The organism is [Clostridium] scindens ATCC 35704 (assembly GCF_004295125.1).
Lineage (GTDB): Bacteria > Bacillota > Clostridia > Lachnospirales > Lachnospiraceae > Clostridium_AP > Clostridium_AP scindens.
Genome location: NZ_CP036170.1, coordinates 2,881,388 through 2,902,238 on the forward strand (window position 1 = coordinate 2,881,388; position 20,851 = coordinate 2,902,238).

Below are 20,851 nucleotides of genomic sequence, written 5' to 3' on the forward strand. Positions count from 1 at the left end.
AACGTGTAATGACAGGCATGTGCAGACAGGCTGGTCTTTACACGTTCTTTTATATGTTCAATTATTGATGGAGGTGATGGAATGAGATATCTGGCCAGCAGCCGGCAGATGAAGATGGCAGATCAGTATACCATGCAGGAACTGGGAGTTCCATCAATGGAACTGATGGAACGAGCAGCCTTAAAATGCGTGGAAGTAATGGAAGCGCAAAGGTTGGATCTAAGCAGGCCCTGCATCGTATGCGGCTCGGGAAATAATGGCGGCGACGGATTCGCCATCGCGCGTCTTCTGAACCAGAAGGGATACCCCGTAACCGTCTGCTTTGTGGGAAATGAATCCCACCGCACGGAAGAGACCAGGAGCCAGATGCGGCTATTAAAAGAAACAGGCGCCGATATCTGCAACGAGTATAAGCCTGGCGAATATAGTATCATAATAGATGCTATTTTCGGAGTCGGGCTTGGCAGGGAAATCATTGGACGCTATCTCAAGGTTATCCGCCAGATGAACGAGGCGAATGCCATTAAATTCGCTGTGGATATCCCATCCGGCGTTTCTGCGGATGAAGGATGCATATTGGGAGTGGCATTTCAGGCGGATATTACTGTGACATTCCAGATGGAAAAGGTGGGACTTGGCCTGTATCCGGGAAAAGGATACGCCGGCAAGGTCATCGTGGCAGATATCGGAATAGATACGGATAAGACCGTAGCCGATATAGGCGTGGCTTATACTTATGAACCGGAGGAATTCCGGAAACTGCTGCCTAGAAGAATGGAAGATTCTAACAAAGGAATGTATGGCAGACTGCTGATCATAGCCGGGAGCAAGGGCATGTCAGGGGCTGCCTACCTGAATGCAAAGGCGGCTTATAAGGCAGGGGCAGGGCTGGTACAGATCTATACGCCCGAAGATAACCGAATCATCCTGCAGGAGCTTCTTCCGGAGGCGATTGTTAAGACCTACGACTTTTTTGACGAGGGAGAACTTATCCGCCTGCTGAAATGGGCAGATACGGTATGTATCGGCTCAGGGATGGGAACCAGTGAAAAGTCTAAGAAAATACTGAAGACGGCGCTGGAAAATCTAAGCGTCCCATGCCTGATCGACGCGGACGGCCTGAATCTGATCGCGGAGCACAGGAAATATATGGACCGGATTCCCCATGATCATTTGATTATCACGCCTCATATGAAGGAGATGTCCCGGCTTACGGGCATCAGCGTTTTAGAACTGAAAAGCCGCAGGATGGAGATCCTAAAGGAGTTTACAGAAAAGCACCATATAACCTGCGTTTTAAAGGACTCCAGCACCGTGGTGGCATCCCCCGGGGAACGCGCCTATATCAACCGCTCCGGCAACGCTTCCATGGCGAAGGCAGGCGCAGGAGATGTGCTGGCTGGCATCGTGGCCGGGCTTATGGCCCAGGGGATGGACTGCCAGGAGGCAGGGATCCTGGGGACCTACCTGCACGGCCGGGCAGGGGATCTGGCCCGTCGGGAAAAGGGCAGCTACAGCGTGATGGCGGGAGATTTAATAGAATATTTAAGTGAAGCATTTAAGGAACAGGAGGAAAAAAATTATGAACAATTATACTAGAATCTGTGCAAGGGTGGACTTGGATGCAATAGAATATAATATGGAGATGATGAAGAAGAACATCAAAGAAGGAGTGCAGATGATTTCCGTCATCAAGACGGATGGATATGGCCATGGCGCACTGCAGATCGCAAGGATGCTGGAGGGCAAGGAATATTTGTGGGGCTATGCGGTTGCTACGCCAGATGAGGCAGTCGTTTTGCGAAAAGGCGGAATCAAGAAGCCGATCTTAGTTCTTGGATGCATTTTCCCGGATCAGAGAAAGGCTATGATCGAAAATGAGATCCGGATGACCGTCTATACCGAAGAGATGGCAAAAGAGGTCTCTGAACTGGCAGGAAGCATGGGAAAACAGGCATATATCCATATCAAGCTGGACACAGGCATGTCCCGGCTGGGATTCCTGATTGAGGATGAGAGCGTCGATAAGATCGAGTCCATCAGCAGGATGCCCAACCTGATTATGGAAGGCATGTATACGCATTTTGCCAAGGCAGATGAGACGGATAAGACGTTTACCCATTCCCAGATGGACGGCTATCTGTGGATGAAGAAAGCCCTGGATGAAAGGAGGGTGACGTTCAAGTTCTATCACTGTTCCAACAGCGCGGGGATCATAGACGTCAAAGAGGCGAATCTGGATCTGGTAAGAGCCGGTATCTCTACATACGGGCTTTATCCTTCCAGCGAAGTAAAGAAAGAAAATGTGCCGCTGAAGCCTGCGATGGAACTGATCAGCCATGTGGCCCATGTCAAGTGGGTGAAGGAGGGGACCCCTGTAAGTTACGGCGGAACCTTTATTACCAAGCGTCCTACCAAGATCGCGACCATACCGGTAGGCTATGGGGATGGATACCCGAGAAGCCTCTCCAACAAAGGCTATGTCCTGATCCATGGAAAGAAGGCTCCCATCCTTGGCCGGGTATGCATGGATCAGTTCATGGTAGATGCGACGGAGATTGACGACGTAAAGTACGCTGACAAGGTTACGTTAGTAGGCTGCGACGGGAACGAGAAGCTTCCGGTGGAAACCTTAAGCGATCTGTCCGGACGGTTTAACTATGAGTTCGTCTGCGACCTTGGAAAGAGAATCCCAAGAGAGTTCATCCGTCACGGCGAGGTTGTGGAACAGATGGATTGGTTTGCTTAATTGCCTGATTTGCAAACTCTATGGAATACATCCGAAAAAGATGGAAATACTAATTTTATCTTAGAAAAATCGGAGTGTGAATAGAGTGCAAGTAAGACGCGGAGATATATTTTATGCAGATCTAAGCCCGGTTGTCGGGTCTGAGCAAGGCGGCATAAGGCCGGTTCTGATCATACAGAATGATGTGGGCAACAGACACAGCCCGACGGTCATCTGTGCCGCCATTACTTCAAGGATGAATAAGGCAAAACTGCCGACGCATGTGGAGATTGATGCAAAGAAATATCAGATTGTCAAGAATTCAGTCATTCTGCTTGAACAGGTAAGAACCATTGACAAGCAGCGGCTGAAGGATTTAGTATGTCATTTGGATAAAGAAATAATGAACAAAGTAGATGAGGCTTTAAAGATCAGTTTTGAGCTTCATACATAGAAAAGGAGTTTGAATTAGCAAGTTATGGAAGAGGGCGGTTTATTTCACCGGATGAAGCGAATATTCCAGGTGGAAGAAGAGATGGACGAAGACACGGTTAAGGAGGCAGCCGGTCTGATTCGCAATATATTCCGATATATGGATAAGGACGCGAAAGATATTATGACCCACCGCAAGAACATTGTTGCGGTGGATGGCAATGAGCCACTGGAAGTGGCGCTGAAGTTCATGCTGGAGGAGAGTTACTCCAGATTCCCAATATACGGAGAAGACATTGACGAGATTGTAGGAATCATACATCTCAGGGAGGCGATGACCTGCTATCTGGATGAACGATTAAGGCCGGTACCTGTGAAGGATCTGAAGGATTACATAAGGCCGGTTACATTTATTCCGGAGACGAAGAGCATTGACACCCTGTTTAAAGAGATGCAGGCGGAGAAAAACCATATCGTCATCGTCCTGGATGAGTATGGACAGACTTCAGGACTCGTGGCCATGGAAGATATCCTGGAAGAAATCGTTGGAAATATCCTGGATGAGCATGACGAGGAGGAAGTGCTGATTACAAAAAATGCCGACGGCAGCTATACCGCAAACGGCATGATGGATCTGGAAGACTTGGAAGACGTGATTTTCGTAAAATTTGAAAAGGAAGAGTATGAGACTCTGAACGGATTCCTGATAGACCAGCTGGACCGAATTCCCGGGGAAGATGAGCAATGCGTGGTCGAATACGAAGGATATCGCTTTACAGTCCTTTTTGTTGATAATAACACAATCCAGAGAGTTAAGATTGAAAAACGCAGCGAAGAGTGATAAAATAGGAAAAGTGCGAATATACAACGAAATGATAAGATATAAAGTGAGGTATGAACTATGTCAGGACATTCAAAATTTGCCAATATCAAGCATAAGAAAGAGAAGAACGACGCGGCAAAAGGGAAGATATTTACGAAGCTTGGAAAGGAACTTGCGGTAGCGGTCAAGGAAGGCGGAAGCGCCGATCCGGCTAATAACAGCAGGCTGCGTGACGTAATCGCGAAGGCGAAAGCCAATAACATGCCGAATGATACGATTGAAAGAAATATTAAGAAAGCCGACAGCGATGCCAATGCGGCAAATTACGAGCATATTACATATGAAGGCTATGGGCCAAACGGTACGGCGATCATCGTGGAGGCTTTGACAGACAATAAGAACCGTACGGCCTCCAATGTAAAGAATGCGTTCACAAAAGGCAACGGAAATGTTGGAACGCCCGGCTGCGTATCCTTCATGTTCGACAAGAAGGGACAGATCGTAGTAGATAAAGAAGAGTACGAAGGCGATTCCGACGAGCTTATGATGCTGGCTCTGGATGCCGGAGCAGAGGACTTCGTGGAGGAAGAAGACAGTTACGAGATTCTAACTGATCCGGAAGACTTCAGCGCAGTGCGTCTTGCAATGGAGGAGGCTGGCATTCCTATGGCGGCGGCAGAAGTAACTATGATTCCCCAGACTTATGTGGAACTTACGGATGAGAAGGATATCGCAAGCATCCAGAAGACTCTGGACATGCTGGATGATGACGACGACGTCCAGGATGTATACCACAACTGGGATGAATAATCCGCTTTGACGGGCAACGGAGGAAGACAGATGGAAGATACGAAGAAGGCGCTGGAATCTTTATTTGATGAGATGCTGGGCAATATCAAATACTTTAAGAAGAAATCCTACCACTCCCTTTTTGAAAGCCTTTATGAAGGGCATAAGGAACTATTCGCCTCTATTGCCAGGATGTGCGAGGAGGCCAAAGAGGAGGACAAGGAAGGGCTGATAGCGGAACTGGCGTCAGTGATACCAGAATATGCCTATCTGAAGATGCAGGAAGTCCCGAAAAGGAAGAAAGAGATGTTTTCCGTGGATTATAATATGGCTATGGCCGTGTATATAATTCCGCTGCTTACCTATTCCCGGGACCCGGAGTGCGAAAGAATCGCTGACCGGATGGTGGAACTGTGGAATAAGAAGCAGATTACATCCATGAAACTAGGAAGATCTTCTTTTGAGGATATCGCCGGAGGGTTCCGGAAAGGCTTCTGCTATATCACGACTGCGGTGTGCGAAAGCCAGAACAAGCCGGATGACTGCTATGAACTGATGATTCTCAGGCACTACCGTGACAGTTACCTGATGCAGACCGAAGAAGGAAAGCGTATCGTAGAAGAATATTATGAGATCGCTCCGCGTATCGTACTTGCGATCGGCATGCAGAATGATTCTTCCAGGATCTATGAAGGGATTTACAGGGATTATCTGACTCCATGCATCCATTTTGCCGAATCCGGAAAGAATGAAGAATGTAAAAAACTGTATATGGACATGGTGCGCCATCTGCAGACCAAATATCTATCTTGAAATTCACAGGAGGAAATAAATGAGCGATTATAAGATTGAGACAAAATGCATCCAGTCCGGCTACCAGCCGGGAAACGGCGAGCCGAGGGTGCTGCCTATTTACCAGAGTACGACATTCAAATACGATTCCAGCGACCAGATGGGAAGATTGTTTGACTTGGAGGAGAGTGGGTATTTCTATACGCGGCTCCAGAATCCTACCAATGACGCGGTAGCGGCAAAGATCTGCGATCTGGAAGGCGGAGTCGCTGCCATGCTGACTTCATCCGGACAGGCGGCAAGCTTCTATGCCATCATGAATATCGTGGAGGCTGGCGATCATATCGTGTGCGCTTCTGCCCTTTATGGCGGTACATATAATCTCTATGCCCATACGATTAAGAAGATGGGCATTGACGCTACCTTTGTGGATCCAGACTGCACGGAAGAAGAACTGGACAACGCGTTTCGAGAGAATACCAAGGCGGTATTCGGAGAGACCATTGCAAATCCGGCATTGGTCGTGCTGGATTTTGAAAAGTTTGCAAAAGCAGCCCATTCCCATGGGGTTCCGTTTATCGTAGACAATACATTTGCAACGCCGATCAACTGCCGGCCGTTCGAATGGGGAGCGGATATCGTAACCCACTCTACCACCAAGTACATGGATGGCCATGCATCCTGCGTCGGCGGAGCGATCGTAGACAGCGGCAACTTTGACTGGGACGCATATGCGGATAAATTCCCGGGACTTACCACGCCGGACGAGACATATCATGGAATTGTGTATACGAAGAAGTTTGGCAAAGGCGCATACATTACAAAGGCAACCTCCCAGCTGATGCGGGACTTGGGCTCCATCCAGGCGCCGCAGAATGCGTTTCTTCTGAATATCGGCCTTGAGACGCTGCATCTGAGAGTGCAGAGGCATTGCGAGAATGCCTTGAATGCGGCCAAGTATCTAGAGGGGCATGAAAAGGTGGCCTGGGTATCAAGCCCATCCCTTCCGGGAGACAAGTACTATGACCTGGCGAAAAAATATATGCCGAACGGAACCTGCGGGGTGATTACATTCGGCCTGAAGGGCGGACGTGACGCGGCTGTACGGATGATGGACAGCCTGAAGATGATCGCCATCGTAACACATGTTGCAGATGCCAGAAGCTGCGTGCTTCATCCGGCAAGCCATACGCATCGCCAGATGAACGACCAGGAGTTAAAAGAAGCAGGCGTTCAGCCTGATCTGATTCGATTCAGCGTGGGAATCGAGAATATTGAGGATATCATCGCTGACCTTTCGCAGGCACTGGAGCAGGTATAAAAATTGCAAATACCTTCATACTAAATGAAAAATGTATGGAGGTATTTTTTAATGGCAGAGTCAGAACGCGAAGAGAAAAAAACGGAACAGATTAAGGAAGTGGGCAGCATTAATCTGAATGAAAATAAGGACAGGCACAGAATCAAGCTGCTGACGATCATAGGGGAGATAGAGGGCCATGAGGCGGTAGCCGGAAACACGAAGGCCACGAAGTACGAGCACCTTCTTCCTATGCTGGCGGAAGTAGAAGACAGTGAAGAGATTGAAGGAGTCCTGATTCTTCTGAACACCATGGGAGGGGATGTGGAGGCAGGACTGTCAATTGCGGAGATGATCGCATCTTTGAGCAAGCCCACAGTGTCCCTGGTACTTGGAGGCAGTCACTCTATCGGAGGCCCATTAGCCGTCTCCGCAAAGTATTCCTTTATTGTCCCAAGCGGTACTATGATCATCCATCCGGTCCGCTCCAACGGCATGTTCATTGGAGTGGAGCAGAGCCTTCGCAATATGATCAGGACCCAGGATCGGATCACAAGGTTCCTTTCCCAGCACTCCCACATGACCCAGGAGAGAATCGAAGAACTGATGCTCAATCCTACGGAACTGGTGAAAGACGTAGGGACGCTTCTGGAGGGAGAGGAAGCTGTCAAAGAAGGGCTGATAGATGAAGTGGGCGGCATGAGCGAGGCATTGAATAAATTGCACGAAATGATCGACCAAAGCAGACAGAAAAAGTATGAAAATATGTAATGACAGCCCTTTTTAAAAATGATATACTATAAACAGTATTGCCAGTAATAAGGGGGAAGTATAATGGCTGCTAAGTCCAAGAAACGCAAGAGTATAAAGCAGACAAAGAAGAACACGCAGCAGAGTTTTGTCAGGGACGAGATCATAATCTGGGTCACGCTTGCAGTCAGCATTCTAATGCTGATCAGTAATTTTGGAATCGGCGGTTTTGTAGGGGAAGCGATTTCAGATTTCTTATTCAGGATATTTGGATGGATAGCATTTGTAATGCCATTTATCCTGTTTGGAGCGGTTGCTTTTGTCATTTCGAACAAAGGCAACCTTCATGCATATATGAAAGTGGCGACATGCCTGATCTTGATGGCTCTGGTCTGCACTTTTCTGCAGCTGGTGGATGAGAAAGGCGGGATGCTGGGAAATATCCTTGTGGATGCCCTGGCACCTGCCATCGGCATTGCCGGTACATATGTGGTAGACGTTATCCTGATGATCATCTGCCTTGTGGTCATTACCGGGAAGTCGGCCCTAAAGGGGGTAAAGGCTCAGGGAGGCAAGGCATACGACAAAGCCAGGAAGGATGCCGAGCGCAGGCGCGAGCAGGCGCAAGAGCGGAGGAAGCTTAAGGAAGCGCAGCCGAAGCAATCCAGGTCTGGAAAGCGAAGCGAGAAGCATGTGGAGGGCGTCTCTTTTGACACCACGATAGCGAAGAAGTCGCCGAATGTAAAGGAATTGACCATTGACCCGATGGAAGAGGACATGATGCAGGAACCGGACACGTACGCTGCGAAGGAGCCAGGATTCGTAATCAACCGGGGCGACATGCCATCCGCAGTTTCGGAGCCGGAGGCAGATCCGGTGATGGAAGCGGCGCCTTTTGATGAGACGCCGGTCCCGAAGAAAAGGGGCAAGATGGCCTCTGCAGATGTGGCAAGCCAGGTGGCGGATGTGGCTGCCAGTGTAGCCGCAAGTGCTACGAAGCCAAAGAAAGCCTATCAGTACCCGCCTATATCCCTGCTAAAGCGGGGCAGCAAGCAAAGCGGAGAATCGGATGCCCGCCTGCGGGAGACGGCGATGAAGCTGCAGCAGACGCTGCAGAATTTTGGCGTTAGCGTGACCGTTACCAATGTCAGCTGCGGGCCGTCGGTCACCCGTTACGAACTTCAGCCTGAGATGGGCGTGAAGGTGAGCAAAATCGTGGGGCTTGCAGATGACATCAAGTTGAATCTTGCGGCCGCGGATATCCGGATCGAAGCCCCGATCCCCGGGAAAGCAGCCGTGGGAATCGAGGTGCCGAATAAGGAGAACTCGGCGGTGATGCTCCGGGATCTGCTGGAATCCAAAGTGTTTAAGAACAGCGTGTCCAAGATATCATTTGCCGCAGGTAAGGATATCGGAGGCAAGGTGGTCGTGGCGGACATCGCCAAGATGCCTCATCTTCTGATCGCGGGTGCGACCGGCTCAGGCAAATCTGTCTGCATCAATACGCTAATTATGAGTATTCTGTATAAGGCAACCCCGGAGGAAGTCAAACTGATCATGATCGATCCGAAGGTGGTGGAGTTAAGCGTATATAACGGCATCCCGCATCTTATGATTCCGGTGGTGACAGACCCCAAGAAAGCGGCAGGAGCGCTGAACTGGGGCGTGGCGGAGATGACCCGCCGCTATCAGGCTTTTGCAGAATATAACGTAAGAGACATGAAGGGATACAATGAAAAAGTGGCATCTATGCCGCCGGTGGAAGGAAAGGCGCTGGAGCGGATGCCGCAGATCGTGATTATCGTAGATGAGCTTGCCGACCTTATGATGGTGGCTCCCGGGGAAGTGGAGGAGGCCATCTGCCGTCTGGCACAGCTGGCGAGAGCGGCGGGAATTCATCTGGTGGTGGCAACACAAAGGCCATCGGTCAATGTCATTACAGGACTTATCAAGGCGAATATGCCGTCAAGGATCGCTTTTTCCGTATCCTCCGGCGTAGACTCCAGAACCATTATCGACATGAACGGTGCCGAGAAACTGTTGGGAAAAGGAGACATGCTGTTCTATCCGTCCGGATATCAGAAGCCGGCCAGAGTACAGGGCTCCTTTGTTACGGACAAGGAAGTGCAAAGCGTGGTAGAGTACCTCAAGAATCACAACGGGGATGTTACATACGATGAGGAAATAGTAAACCACGTCAATACAAGTTCTGCGGCAGGAATGTCCGGGGGACTTGGAGCGGAAGGTGATGACCGCGACGTGCATTTTGTAGATGCGGGCCGCCTCATTATAGACAAGGACAAGGCATCCATCGGGATGCTGCAACGTACGTTTAAAATAGGCTTTAACCGCGCGGCTCGGATTATGGACCAGTTGTTCGAGGCAGGCGTTGTAGGCCCGGAGGAGGGAACCAAGCCAAGAAAGGTATTGATGTCCCCGGAAGAGTTTGAACGATATGTGGAGGAAAACGTCTAAAAAAACAAAAGAAAGGATTGGTAGCCGATGAAAACAGATATCCAGATAGCACAGGAAGCACAGATGGCCCATATCAAGGATGTGGCCGCAACAGTTGGTATTGAAGAGGAAGAATTAGAATTTTATGGAAAGTATAAGGCAAAGCTTTCCGATGATGTATGGGAGAAAGTCAAGGACAAGCCAAATGGCAAACTGGTCCTGGTAACGGCAATCAACCCGACTCCGGCGGGAGAAGGGAAGACTACCACTACCGTTGGACTGGGACAGGCGCTGGCAAAGTTGGACAAGAAGGCAATCATTGCGCTTCGGGAGCCATCATTAGGTCCATGCTTTGGCATAAAGGGAGGGGCTGCCGGCGGCGGATATGCCCAGGTTGTTCCTATGGAAGATTTGAATCTGCATTTTACCGGAGACTTCCATGCAATTACTTCTGCCAATAACCTGCTGGCAGCCTTGCTTGATAATCATATCCAGCAGGGGAATAAACTGCAGATCGATCCCCGCCAGGTAGTATGGAAACGCTGTCTTGATATGAATGACCGCAATCTGCGTAATATCGTAGTCGGACTTGGAAGCAAGATGGACGGAATGGTAAGAGAAGATCACTTTGTCATTACGGTTGCATCCGAGATTATGGCAATCCTTTGCCTGGCGGATGATATCCATGACCTTAGAAGACGGCTTGGCAGAATTATCGTAGCCTATAACTTTAATGGAGATCCAGTGACAGCGGAGGATCTTAAGGCAACGGGAGCTATGACGGCGCTTCTGAAAGACGCCATCAAGCCGAACCTGATTCAGACCCTGGAGCACACTCCGGCATTGGTACATGGCGGGCCATTTGCCAATATTGCCCATGGATGCAATAGCGTAAGGGCAACGAAGATGGCGCTTAAATTAAGCGATATCACGGTTACGGAAGCCGGATTCGGCGCAGACTTAGGCGCGGAGAAATTCTTTGATATCAAGTGCAGAAAGGCAGGCTTAAAGCCGGATGCGGTAGTTTTGGTTGCAACTGTGCGCGCTTTGAAGTATAATGGTGGAGTTGCAAAAGCGGATCTGTCCGAAGAGAACCTGGAAGCGCTTAAGAAAGGCATTGTGAATCTGGAAAAGCATATTGAGAATATCCAGAAATACGATATCCCTGTAGTTGTGACATTGAATTCGTTTGTCACAGATACAAAAGCGGAGAATGAATTCATCCGCCAATTCTGTCAGGAGAAAGGCTGCGAATTCGCACTTTCTGAAGTGTGGGAAAAGGGCGGCGAAGGCGGAATCGCTCTTGCCAACAAAGTATTAGATACTTTAGAGAATAAAGAAAGCCATTTCCATACATTATATGAAGATGAGTTATCATTGGAAGAAAAGATAGAGACTATATCCAAGGAAATCTATGGAGCAAGGGGAGTCATCTATGAGCCGGCAGCGAAAAAGCAGCTGGCCAAGATCGCATCCATGGGATTTGGAAATTTGCCGGTCTGCATGGCAAAGAATCAATACTCATTATCAGACGATGCGAAAAAGCTGGGACGTCCTACGGATTTCGATATTCATATTCGTGAAGTATACGTCAGCGCGGGTGCGGGATTCGTAGTTGCGCTTACCGGTGCCGTCATGACAATGCCGGGACTTCCGAAAGTACCTGCTGCAAATGGGATTGATGTATCAGAAGAAGGTAATATTGTAGGATTGTTTTAAGGGGATTATAAAAGAAATGATAACGATGTATGATAAAACTGGCAGTAGGAGGTTATCATAAGATGAAGTGCAGGTATTGCGGACACGAGATACCGGATGGAATGTTGTATTGTGAAGAATGCGGGAAGGAAGTCCGCATTGTTCCTGACTATAATCCGTTAGATGATATGCTTACCGCTCAGGTGAAAGGTGCCATCAGTGGGGAGAATGATTATTCTGAAGATGACATCTATGAATCAGTAAGAAATACGACTGCTATGGGAAGAAGCACCGGCGCAGGAAGATATACGTCCGCAGGGCGCGGGACGGGGACAGGACGAAACGGAGCCCCGGGCAATACTGCAGGGCGCAGCGCTGCCGGCCGCAATACTGCAGGCCGTAATACTTCCGGACGCAGGAATACTTCAGGAGGCAGTCTTCCTGAGCGTGAGAGAAGGCGCAGGCAGGCGGAACGCAAGAAAGCATTGCGCCGCAAGAGAAGACAAAGAGCGCTTATTATACTGGCAGTGCTGGCAGTCGCAGTTATAGCGGCTTGTTTTGCCATATATCAGACATCCTATGCGGGAATCGTGAATAAGGGGTATAAAGCAATAGAAAGTAAGGAGTACGACAAGTCAGCGCAATATTTCCAGAAGGCAATTGCTAAAAATGGGAAAAAAGCGGAAGCTTATGCAGGGCTGGCGAAAGTATATACGAAGCAGGACGATCTGGATAAAGCGGAGTCCGTCTTCCTGAATGCTATTGACAAGCAGCCAAAGAATACAGATATATATGAAGCCTGCGTCCAGTTCTATATGGACACGGATCAGAAGGCAGAGATCTCGCTGCTACTAGAAGATGCGCAGGATAATGTCAGGGAGACGCTTGCGGGATATATCGTGAAAGGGCCGAAGTTCAGCCTGGATGACAGCGAGACATTCGAAGATGTACAGGAACTTTCCTTAAGCGCGGGAAATGGATGCACCATCTACTACACCACGGATGAGACGGATCCAACGGTAAAGAGTACGAAATACGCGGAGCCAATTCAGATCGGCGAGGGCGAGACCGTAGTTTCGGCAATTGCTGTCAACAAGAAAGGAATTCCCAGCCTTCCGGTGAAGAAGACCTATACGGTGGAACTGCCGATCGAAGACGCACCGGCCGTATCACCATCTACAGGGCAGTATGAATCTGCCACGCAGATAGAGATTAAGGTTCCGGAAGGATATGAGGCCTACTATACGATGGACAAAAGCGATCCGACCACCGCTTCCACCAAGTATGTCGGGCCGATAGACATGCCGGAGGGAGAGACCATATTCAAGGCTATTCTGGTCAATGCGAAGGGACGTACCAGCGGAGTGACTACTCGCAATTATGTGCTGGAACTTTCACAGGGAGAATAGAGACGGTAAAAAGAGAGCAGTCTGTTGAGACGGTTATGAAGGGCGCAGAGGCAATGCGTGCTTTTGAGCCAGCTGTTTTTGCGGATGTATAGATGTCGAAAGATACTTGATATTTTCGCCCGGATACATTATGATGAAATGAGTATTAAATATTAGGAGGAAATAAGATGTACAAGATAGTAAAAGCCGAGAAACTGGCTGCTGTGATTTATCTTATGGATGTAGAAGCGCCTCGTGTGGCAAGACATTGCCAGCCGGGGCAGTTTGTCATCGTTAAGATGGACGAAAAAGGGGAAAGAATCCCTCTTACAATCTGTGATTATGACAGAGAAGCAGGCACTGTAACGATTGTATTCCAGCCCGTAGGCGCATCTACCACGAAGATAGCCGGATTACAGGCCGGAGATTATTTCCGCGATTTCACGGGACCGCTTGGACGTCCTTCTGAATTCGTAGGCGAAGATATCGAAGACTTGAAGAAGAAGAAAATCCTGTTTGTAGCCGGCGGCGTCGGAGCGGCACCAGTATATCCTCAGGTTAAGTGGATGAAAGAGCATGGAATCGATGTGGATGTTATTGTTGGCTCTAAGACAAAAGATATGCTCATCCTGGAAGATGAGATGAAGGCGGTTGCAGGCAATTATTATCCATGTACGGATGATGGTACATATGGTCATGCAGGAATGGTCACGACGAAGATCGAGAAATTGGTGGAAGAAGGCAATCACTACGATGTGTGCGTTGCGATCGGCCCGATGATCATGATGAAGTTCGTCTGTCTGCTGACTAAGAAGCTGGAGATTCCGACAATCGTCAGCATGAATCCGATTATGGTAGACGGAACAGGCATGTGCGGCGCCTGCAGGCTTCATGTAGGTGATGAGATCAAGTTTGCCTGTGTAGATGGTCCGGAATTTGACGGACACCTTGTTAACTTCGATGAGGCTATGAAGAGACAGCAGATGTACAAGACGGAAGAAGGACGTGCAATGCTGAAATCACAAGAAGGCGACACTCACCATGGTGGATGTGGCCATTGCGGAGGTGACAACTAATGGCAGATGTGTTAAAAAGAGTGCCTGTCAGAGAGCAGGACGCAAAAGTAAGAGCGACAAACTTTGAAGAAGTATGCTATGGATATAATATGGAAGAAGCCATGGAAGAGGCAACCCGCTGCCTGAACTGCAAGAACGCGAAATGCATTCAGGGATGTCCTGTGGCGATCAACATCCCAGGATTTATTTCCAAGGTAAAAGACGGGGACATTGAAGGTGCATATAAGGTAATCGGCGAGTCCTCCGCGCTTCCGGCTATCTGTGGACGCGTATGCCCGCAGGAGTCACAGTGCGAATGCAAGTGCATCCGCGGAATCAAGGGAGATCCGGTATCAATCGGAAAACTGGAAAGGTTCGTTGCGGATTATGCCCTGGAGCATGACATCAAGCCACAGAAGGCAGAGAAGACCAACGGACATAAAGTGGCAGTCATCGGTTCCGGCCCATCTGGCCTTACCTGTGCCGGAGACCTGGCGAAACTGGGCTATGAAGTGACCGTATTTGAAGCGCTTCATGAACTTGGCGGCGTTCTGGTATACGGAATTCCGGAATTCCGTCTTCCAAAGGAAAAGGTGGTTAAAAAGGAGATTGAGAAAGTAAAAGAATTGGGCGTTAAGTTTGAGACGAATGTAGTGATCGGAAAGTCCACTACCATCGACCAACTGATGGAGGAGGAAGACTTTGAAGCCGTATTTATTGGTTCCGGCGCAGGCCTTCCGATGTTCATGGGAATTCCAGGCGAGACAGCCAACGGCGTATTCTCTGCTAATGAATACCTGACCAGGAGCAACCTGATGAAGGCCTTCGATGATTCCTATGATACACCGATCGTAGCAGGCAAGAAGGTTGCGGTAGTAGGCGGCGGAAACGTTGCCATGGATGCTGCCAGGACGGCACTGCGTCTTGGCGCGGAAGTACATATCGTATACCGCCGAAGCGAGGCAGAACTTCCTGCCAGAGTGGAAGAGGTGCATCATGCTATGCAAGAAGGGGTTATCTTCAATCTTCTGACGAATCCGAAAGAAATCCTTGTGGACGACAATGGATGGGTAAAAGGCATGAGAGTCGTCAAGATGGAATTGGGCGAGCCGGATGCATCCGGCAGAAGGCGTCCGGTAGAGATTCCAGGCTCCGAGTATGAGATAGAGGTCGATACGGTGATCATGTCTCTTGGGACATCTCCAAATCCGCTGATCGCTTCTACGACCAAGGGACTTGAGACCAATAAGCGTAAGTGCATCGTGGCTGAGGAAGAAAACGGCCAGACATCCAAAGCCTGCGTATATGCCGGAGGGGATGCCGTTACAGGCGCTGCCACCGTAATCCTGGCCATGGGTGCAGGAAAGGCTGGCGCAAAAGGAATCCATGAACTTTTAAAAGATAAATAAAGCCGGGAACAGTTGTATCGGATAGGGGCCAGGCGCTTTACAAAGCGCAGGGGCCCTATTCTTCGTTTTTCAGGTCCATAAAATCGAATTTTCCCCCTGTACCCATAAGGACGGATATGGTATGATGAGGGGGAATGTTATAGGAAATGAGGTTATAAATATGACGATATTTTGGGGCTTGATCATCCCTTTTATAGGAACTACCGCAGGCGCGGCATGCGTCCTGTTTATGAAAAATGAACTGAAGCCGGTAATCCAGAAGGCGCTGCTTGGTTTTGCGGCAGGAGTCATGGTGGCTGCTTCTGTGTGGTCTTTATTGATTCCCGCCATGGATATGTCCGGTCATATGGGAAAGTTCGCGTTTGCGCCTGCTGCCATTGGCTTTATAATGGGAATTGTATTCCTGCTTCTTCTGGACCGCATTATTCCGCATCTTCATATCGGAAGCGATGAATCCGAAGGGCCGAGAAGTACGTTGAAAAAGTCCACCATGCTGGTGCTTGCCGTTACCATCCACAATATCCCGGAAGGAATCTCCGGGGGAGCCGTATTTGCCGGTCTCCTTACGAATAACGCCAATGTTACCGTAGCAGGCGCCTTCGCCCTGTCAATCGGCATTGCCATCCAGAACTTGCCGGAAGGGTTCATCGTGTCCCTTCCAATCCGGAGCGAGGGCCATGGCAGGGGCAAGGCCTTCCTGTATGGATCCCTGTCAGGCATCGTGGAGCCGATTGCCGGAGGGATTACCATATTGCTGGCAGCATACATCACGCCCATTCTGCCATATCTTTTGGCCTTTGCGGCAGGAGCCATGATCTATGTAGTGGTGGAGGAACTCATTCCGGAATCCGCGGAAGGAGAGCACAGCAATATCGGGACGATCGGATTTGCCGTAGGATTCGTATTGATGATGATATTGGATGTGGCGTTAGGATAGGAGGCATTATGCGAAAGAAAATTTCAAACTACCTTGCTGATTTTTCTGGCTGCGGGGCTGATACCGCCTATACAGGTATTCCGCATGGTTCAGAAAGCAACGTACTTTCGTAATTTTCACAGGCAATGCATGAATGAAAGTCAGCCCCGGCAGGGGAGAATCGTGAATATTACCAGCAAAGTTTCGAAGTACTTAAGTAAGAGAGGAACAGATATATGAGGATTACTTTGGTAACGGTAGGTAAGATCAAAGAGAGATACCTGAAAGATGCGATTGCGGAATACAGTAAAAGGCTGGGCAAGTATTGCAAACTAGAGATTATTGAAGTTGCGGATGAGAAGACTCCTGAGAATGCAAGCGCCACGGTGGAAGATATGATCCGGCAAAAAGAAGGGGAGAGGATCCTTAAGTACATAAAAGAAGACGCCTATGTCGTTGCTCTGGCAATCGATGGCCAGATGCTTTCCTCCGAGAAACTGGCAGAGAAGATTAAGCTTCTGGGCATACAGGGAACCAGCCATATTGCGTTTATCATCGGAGGCTCCATAGGCTTAAGCCAGGAGGTTCTAAGCCGTGCCCACTATCAGTTAAGTTTCTCTAAAATGACATTTCCCCATCAGCTGATGCGGGTGATACTGCTGGAGCAGGTATACAGGAGCTACCGGATCATTACCGGAGAGCCATATCACAAATAATCTTTAATTACCAATTATTACTTGTACTATTATTAATGTTCTTGTGTTACTATCTTACTTGTAACAAAAATGTAATAAATCGATAATGAAATTGTAACATTTATCGACAACAAGGAGGTAACATGAAGAAATTATCAGTATTAGCAACGATTACAGCCATGGGGATTGCAGGCAGTGCAGCGCTTCCGACTCAGGCGGCAGATATGAACCAGGTTTACGATCAATTAAAGACGAATGGATATGCAGTGATCGGCGGACAGGTAAATAGTCCGGAAGATCTGAAAAACATTATATCCGGCTTAAATGATAAGTATCCTGGCATGAATATTAACTGGGGAGACTGTCCGGTTATCACGCCGCCGGGAGAAAATACTCCGGATACCGATCAGCCGGATTCTGACGGTGGGAATACCGGTACGCCGGATATTGATCAGCCTGGAGATGACGGCAATCAGCCGGGAACGGAAGAGCGCAGTTTTGCGGAAAAAGTGGCAGACCTTGTAAATGCCGAAAGGGCAAAAGCCGGGCTGGATGCTCTTATAATTGATAAAGGGATTGAATCCGCGGCTCTTGTAAGGGCGAAGGAAATCGAAACTTCATTTTCCCACACAAGACCAAATGGCAGTTCTTTCAGCACCGTTTTAACAGAGAATGGCATTACATTCAGAGGATCAGGCGAGAATATAGCATGGGGACAGCGTACGCCGGAAGAAGTTATGAACGGATGGATGAACAGCGAAGGACACAGGGCCAATATCCTGAATCCAAAGTTTAAGAAAATCGGAGTAGGATTCTATCAGAATGCAGAGGGGAGAAATTATTGGACCCAGTTATTTACTTACTAAAGCCGGATTTTGGCAAATCCTTACGAATTGAGTGAATAATAGAAAGCATGGCGGTTTTACCGCTGTGCTTTTTCTGTACATGAAAAACTATGGACTATAATGAAAGAAAAGAATAGGCAGAAATTATTTGTTAAATGTGCTATACTGTTGCTTAAGAGAGTCATAAGGAGAGGTCTTCAAACTATGGAATCCAAAGAAGAAAAATTAAATCCGATATACCCGGAAGGTCTTAAGGCAGGAGACCAGGTGTGCATCATTGATCCAGCCAACGCATTTACCGAAAAGGCATTGGATGCGGCCACATCTCATCTTGAGGCGCGGGGATTAAACGTTACCGTGTCAGAAGATATGGCATTTCGCAGAGGGACGCCAAAGGAGCGTGCAGAGAAGTTTAATAGAGTGATCGAAGATCCCAATAATCGTGGGATTTTCTGCATATGGGGAGGATATGGCACCATACCTTTGCTGGATAAGATCAATTATGACGCGTTAAGCAAGAATAGGCCTGTATTTACCGGATTCAGTGACATTACGGCTATGCATCTGGCAATCGGTCAAAATACAGGACTGGTGACCTATCATGGCCCATCCTTCTTCAGCACAAGCCGGCAGCCCACGGAAACGGCACTGTGTAATTTCCTGGATGTGCTGGCCTCGCCTGGGAAAGAGCGGGAATTGAAGAATTTTAACGGAGAAGCCTTTGCAGTCTTGAAGGAAGGCGTCTGCGAAGGGCGTATTGCGGGAGGCAATATGACTCTGGTCAGCCGTCTGATGGGAACGCCTTATGAGATCGATGCCAGGGGAAAGATACTTTTTCTGGAGGAAGTAGGAGAGAAGCCTTACCGGCTACATGGGATGCTATACCAGCTGATACTTGCGGGCAAGTTTGAAGAGGCTGCCGGAGTCATCATAGGTAGCCTGACGGACTGCGATATCGAGGGGCGGCCAGGGAGCGCGGAGGCAATGGTAAGGGAAGTTTTGGGAGACTTGCAGATCCCAGTCGTTCTAAATGTGCGGGCCGGACATATCAAGGATCCGCTTACAATACCTATGAATGGACTGGCAAAAATCGACGGGGCAAGAGTCATCCTCTCATAGCAGAGGAATAAATGGAAGCAAAAAGGAAGCAGGAAAGGGAAAATATGATAAAAGAAAGAAAAGTACGGAAGATTATAGGAAGCGTGCTTCTGGCAATCGTTCTTCTGCTGGCGGCAGTTGTCGCCTATCTGACAATACGGGAATACAGGCCGGATCCGATTGAGGATATAGTGCCGGGGAAGGGGAACGCCAGGCTGAATAACGGGGATGCATTTACGATTCTTACGTATAACATCGGATATGCGGGCCTCAGCAAGGATGAAGACTTCTTTATGGATGGGGGTTCTAAGGTAGAGCCGGAGAGCAAGAAACTTGTGGAGGAAAACTTGAGTGGAATCACATCCATTCTGAAGGATCAGGAAGCGGATATTTATTTTCTACAGGAGGTGGACCGGGATTCCAAGAGGTCCTATCATATTGACGAACAGGCCTATTATGAGGAAGAACTTGGACTTGCGGGTATGTTTGCATGCAATTTCAAATGTGACTTTGTGCCTTATCCGCTGCCGCCGATTGGAAAAGTAACCAGCGGCCTGGTGACGATGACGGATCTGAATGTAAAAGAAGCATCCCGAATCTCGCTTCCCGAATCCTTCTCATGGCCGGTCAAGACTTGCAACTTGAAGCGATGCATGCTGGAGGCCAGGGTGCCTTTGGAAGGAACGGACAAAGAACTGGTGCTGATCAACTTCCATCTGGAAGCTTATGACAGCGGAGAGGGAAAGATTGCCCAGAGCAAGATGCTGGCAGAGAAACTGGAGTCAGAATACCAGAAGGGAAATTATGTGATTGCCGGCGGAGACTTCAATCAGACATTCGAGGGGATGGAAAAATATCCGATCCATAATAAAGATAAGTGGGTGCCTGGCGTCGTAGGCGCTGAGGACATTCCAGAAGGCTTCTCCTTTGCCGTATCCGACAATGTACCTACCTGCAGGCTTCTTGACGGGCCTTACAGCGGGAATTATGATGAATCCCAGGTATATGTACTGGATGGATTTATCGTTTCCGATAATATCAAAGTGAATAGAGTAGAAAACATTGATACGGATTTTGAATATACCGACCATCAGCCAGTGCGTATGGAAGCCATCTGCCTTAAGGATGGACAATAGATATATCTGCTCGCTGGACGACTTCGGCGCGGGATACTCTTCTCTTAATACCTTAAAAGACCTTGCATATCCCCAGGTGTAACTGCGAGGTTTGTAGAAACTTGCGATATATTTTCCTACATTCTGTCAGGAAAATCAGGTACAATATACTTGATATTGTTAGGAAGGGAAGTATAGAAAATGCGAGAAAAAGAATTGACAATCTGTATCTGGATTCATCATATATCAACATTTATCGGGCTGTTTGCCAGCCTGTATCATATCGCCGCAGGAAGGAAGCGGCCGGCGTTCAGGACCGGCGGCCTGATTCTTTTCGCCTCCTGCCAGGCCTTTGGCGCGTTTAAGATAGCTGTCGATCTGGCAAAAGGAAGATCCCGGCTTCGGAAAAGTTTCGAGAACATACATAGCCTGTGCAGGGATAAAAGGCAGGCAAGAGGCCTGCTGTGGGTGATGACCGCCTTGTCGGCCGTTTTTAAGACAAGTACGCCTTGCCTGTTAAGGTAAGAGTCAGCCTTTCAAAATCCAGGGTCGTCCATGCATAAT

General features: G+C 48.6%; 19 protein-coding genes. All 19 read left to right on the forward strand.

Going from position 1 to position 20,851, the window contains the following annotated elements; genetic code table 11:
• Positions 1-81: 81 nt before the first annotated feature.
• The 19 genes from HDCHBGLK_RS14765 (at position 82) to HDCHBGLK_RS14855 (ending at position 20,812) form a co-directional block, all read left to right on the forward strand.
• The gene (locus tag HDCHBGLK_RS14765) at positions 82-1,599 is read left to right on the forward strand and encodes a bifunctional ADP-dependent NAD(P)H-hydrate dehydratase/NAD(P)H-hydrate epimerase (RefSeq protein ID WP_004606163.1); all 1,518 of its coding nucleotides are present in this window, start codon (positions 82-84) and stop codon (positions 1,597-1,599) included.
• Entirely contained in the window at positions 1,583-2,749 is a 1,167-nt protein-coding gene (gene alr / locus HDCHBGLK_RS14770; protein WP_004606162.1) for an alanine racemase, read from the forward strand. Before HDCHBGLK_RS14765 ends, alr begins: the two co-directional genes overlap by 17 nt.
• An 85-nt stretch (positions 2,750-2,834) precedes the next feature.
• Complete coding sequence (locus tag HDCHBGLK_RS14775; RefSeq protein WP_004606161.1) at positions 2,835-3,182, forward strand: type II toxin-antitoxin system PemK/MazF family toxin; 348 nt, start codon at positions 2,835-2,837, stop codon at positions 3,180-3,182.
• A 24-nt stretch (positions 3,183-3,206) separates the two neighbouring features.
• Positions 3,207-4,001 carry a hemolysin family protein gene (locus HDCHBGLK_RS14780; RefSeq protein WP_004606160.1) on the forward strand — a complete coding sequence of 265 codons (795 nt, stop codon included), beginning with the start codon at positions 3,207-3,209 and terminating at the stop codon, positions 3,999-4,001.
• 60 nt (positions 4,002-4,061) lie between these two features.
• Positions 4,062-4,793 carry a YebC/PmpR family DNA-binding transcriptional regulator gene (locus tag HDCHBGLK_RS14785; RefSeq protein ID WP_004606159.1) on the forward strand — a complete coding sequence of 244 codons (732 nt, stop codon included), beginning with the start codon at positions 4,062-4,064 and terminating at the stop codon, positions 4,791-4,793.
• Positions 4,794-4,823: 30 nt separating this feature from the next.
• Positions 4,824-5,585, forward strand: a complete 762-nt coding sequence (locus tag HDCHBGLK_RS14790; protein WP_004606158.1) for a CFI-box-CTERM domain-containing protein — start codon at positions 4,824-4,826, stop codon at positions 5,583-5,585.
• Between the two features lie 19 nt (positions 5,586-5,604).
• Complete coding sequence (locus HDCHBGLK_RS14795) at positions 5,605-6,885, forward strand: O-acetylhomoserine aminocarboxypropyltransferase/cysteine synthase family protein (RefSeq protein ID WP_004606157.1); 1,281 nt, start codon at positions 5,605-5,607, stop codon at positions 6,883-6,885.
• 51 nt (positions 6,886-6,936) lie between these two features.
• On the forward strand, positions 6,937-7,635 hold the full coding sequence (locus HDCHBGLK_RS14800; RefSeq protein WP_009248552.1) for a ClpP family protease: 699 nt from the start codon (positions 6,937-6,939) through the stop codon (positions 7,633-7,635).
• Between the two features lie 63 nt (positions 7,636-7,698).
• Entirely contained in the window at positions 7,699-10,089 is a 2,391-nt protein-coding gene (locus tag HDCHBGLK_RS14805; protein WP_004606155.1) for an FtsK/SpoIIIE family DNA translocase, read from the forward strand.
• Between the two features lie 27 nt (positions 10,090-10,116).
• Complete coding sequence (locus tag HDCHBGLK_RS14810) at positions 10,117-11,787, forward strand: formate--tetrahydrofolate ligase (protein WP_004606154.1); 1,671 nt, start codon at positions 10,117-10,119, stop codon at positions 11,785-11,787.
• Between the two features lie 62 nt (positions 11,788-11,849).
• A complete protein-coding gene (locus HDCHBGLK_RS14815; protein WP_009248549.1) occupies positions 11,850-13,175 on the forward strand; it encodes a chitobiase/beta-hexosaminidase C-terminal domain-containing protein in 1,326 nt (441 codons plus the stop codon).
• 167 nt (positions 13,176-13,342) lie between these two features.
• Positions 13,343-14,230, forward strand: a complete 888-nt coding sequence (locus tag HDCHBGLK_RS14820) for a sulfide/dihydroorotate dehydrogenase-like FAD/NAD-binding protein (RefSeq protein WP_004606152.1) — start codon at positions 13,343-13,345, stop codon at positions 14,228-14,230.
• Positions 14,230-15,618: an NADPH-dependent glutamate synthase gene (gltA, locus tag HDCHBGLK_RS14825; protein WP_004606151.1), complete on the forward strand. Its 1,389-nt coding sequence runs from the start codon at positions 14,230-14,232 to the stop codon at positions 15,616-15,618. Before HDCHBGLK_RS14820 ends, gltA begins: the two co-directional genes overlap by 1 nt.
• Before the next feature lie 160 nt (positions 15,619-15,778).
• On the forward strand, positions 15,779-16,555 hold the full coding sequence (locus tag HDCHBGLK_RS14830; protein WP_009248547.1) for a ZIP family metal transporter: 777 nt from the start codon (positions 15,779-15,781) through the stop codon (positions 16,553-16,555).
• 215 nt (positions 16,556-16,770) lie between these two features.
• Positions 16,771-17,250, forward strand: a complete 480-nt coding sequence (gene rlmH / locus HDCHBGLK_RS14835) for a 23S rRNA (pseudouridine(1915)-N(3))-methyltransferase RlmH (RefSeq protein WP_004606148.1) — start codon at positions 16,771-16,773, stop codon at positions 17,248-17,250.
• Between the two features lie 122 nt (positions 17,251-17,372).
• Positions 17,373-18,095: a CAP domain-containing protein gene (locus tag HDCHBGLK_RS14840; protein WP_004606147.1), complete on the forward strand. Its 723-nt coding sequence runs from the start codon at positions 17,373-17,375 to the stop codon at positions 18,093-18,095.
• Positions 18,096-18,278: 183 nt separating this feature from the next.
• Positions 18,279-19,193 (forward strand): S66 peptidase family protein, encoded by a 915-nt coding sequence (locus HDCHBGLK_RS14845; RefSeq protein ID WP_009248544.1) that lies wholly within the window; start codon positions 18,279-18,281, stop codon positions 19,191-19,193.
• 44 nt (positions 19,194-19,237) lie between these two features.
• Positions 19,238-20,308, forward strand: a complete 1,071-nt coding sequence (locus HDCHBGLK_RS14850) for an endonuclease/exonuclease/phosphatase family protein (RefSeq protein WP_039909583.1) — start codon at positions 19,238-19,240, stop codon at positions 20,306-20,308.
• Between the two features lie 180 nt (positions 20,309-20,488).
• Entirely contained in the window at positions 20,489-20,812 is a 324-nt protein-coding gene (locus HDCHBGLK_RS14855; RefSeq protein ID WP_004606144.1) for a hypothetical protein, read from the forward strand.
• The last annotated feature ends 39 nt before the right edge of the window (positions 20,813-20,851 follow it).

What these genes read in the sequence shown, in the direction of transcription:
- HDCHBGLK_RS14780 (WP_004606160.1), top strand. Translation starts at nt 3,207, where the DNA reads ATGGAAGAGGGCGGTTTATTTCACCGGATGAAGCGAATATTCCAGGTG.
- HDCHBGLK_RS14790 (WP_004606158.1), top strand. Translation starts at nt 4,824, where the DNA reads ATGGAAGATACGAAGAAGGCGCTGGAATCTTTATTTGATGAGATGCTG.
- HDCHBGLK_RS14795 (WP_004606157.1), top strand. Translation starts at nt 5,605, where the DNA reads ATGAGCGATTATAAGATTGAGACAAAATGCATCCAGTCCGGCTACCAG.
- alr (WP_004606162.1), top strand. Translation starts at nt 1,583, where the DNA reads ATGAACAATTATACTAGAATCTGTGCAAGGGTGGACTTGGATGCAATA.
- HDCHBGLK_RS14840 (WP_004606147.1), top strand. Translation starts at nt 17,373, where the DNA reads ATGAAGAAATTATCAGTATTAGCAACGATTACAGCCATGGGGATTGCA.
- gltA (WP_004606151.1), top strand. Translation starts at nt 14,230, where the DNA reads ATGGCAGATGTGTTAAAAAGAGTGCCTGTCAGAGAGCAGGACGCAAAA.
- HDCHBGLK_RS14800 (WP_009248552.1), top strand. Translation starts at nt 6,937, where the DNA reads ATGGCAGAGTCAGAACGCGAAGAGAAAAAAACGGAACAGATTAAGGAA.
- HDCHBGLK_RS14845 (WP_009248544.1), top strand. Translation starts at nt 18,279, where the DNA reads ATGGAATCCAAAGAAGAAAAATTAAATCCGATATACCCGGAAGGTCTT.
- HDCHBGLK_RS14785 (WP_004606159.1), top strand. Translation starts at nt 4,062, where the DNA reads ATGTCAGGACATTCAAAATTTGCCAATATCAAGCATAAGAAAGAGAAG.
- rlmH (WP_004606148.1), top strand. Translation starts at nt 16,771, where the DNA reads ATGAGGATTACTTTGGTAACGGTAGGTAAGATCAAAGAGAGATACCTG.
- HDCHBGLK_RS14850 (WP_039909583.1), top strand. Translation starts at nt 19,238, where the DNA reads ATGATAAAAGAAAGAAAAGTACGGAAGATTATAGGAAGCGTGCTTCTG.
- HDCHBGLK_RS14815 (WP_009248549.1), top strand. Translation starts at nt 11,850, where the DNA reads ATGAAGTGCAGGTATTGCGGACACGAGATACCGGATGGAATGTTGTAT.
- HDCHBGLK_RS14820 (WP_004606152.1), top strand. Translation starts at nt 13,343, where the DNA reads ATGTACAAGATAGTAAAAGCCGAGAAACTGGCTGCTGTGATTTATCTT.
- HDCHBGLK_RS14765 (WP_004606163.1), top strand. Translation starts at nt 82, where the DNA reads ATGAGATATCTGGCCAGCAGCCGGCAGATGAAGATGGCAGATCAGTAT.
- HDCHBGLK_RS14855 (WP_004606144.1), top strand. Translation starts at nt 20,489, where the DNA reads ATGCGAGAAAAAGAATTGACAATCTGTATCTGGATTCATCATATATCA.
- HDCHBGLK_RS14810 (WP_004606154.1), top strand. Translation starts at nt 10,117, where the DNA reads ATGAAAACAGATATCCAGATAGCACAGGAAGCACAGATGGCCCATATC.
- HDCHBGLK_RS14805 (WP_004606155.1), top strand. Translation starts at nt 7,699, where the DNA reads ATGGCTGCTAAGTCCAAGAAACGCAAGAGTATAAAGCAGACAAAGAAG.
- HDCHBGLK_RS14830 (WP_009248547.1), top strand. Translation starts at nt 15,779, where the DNA reads ATGACGATATTTTGGGGCTTGATCATCCCTTTTATAGGAACTACCGCA.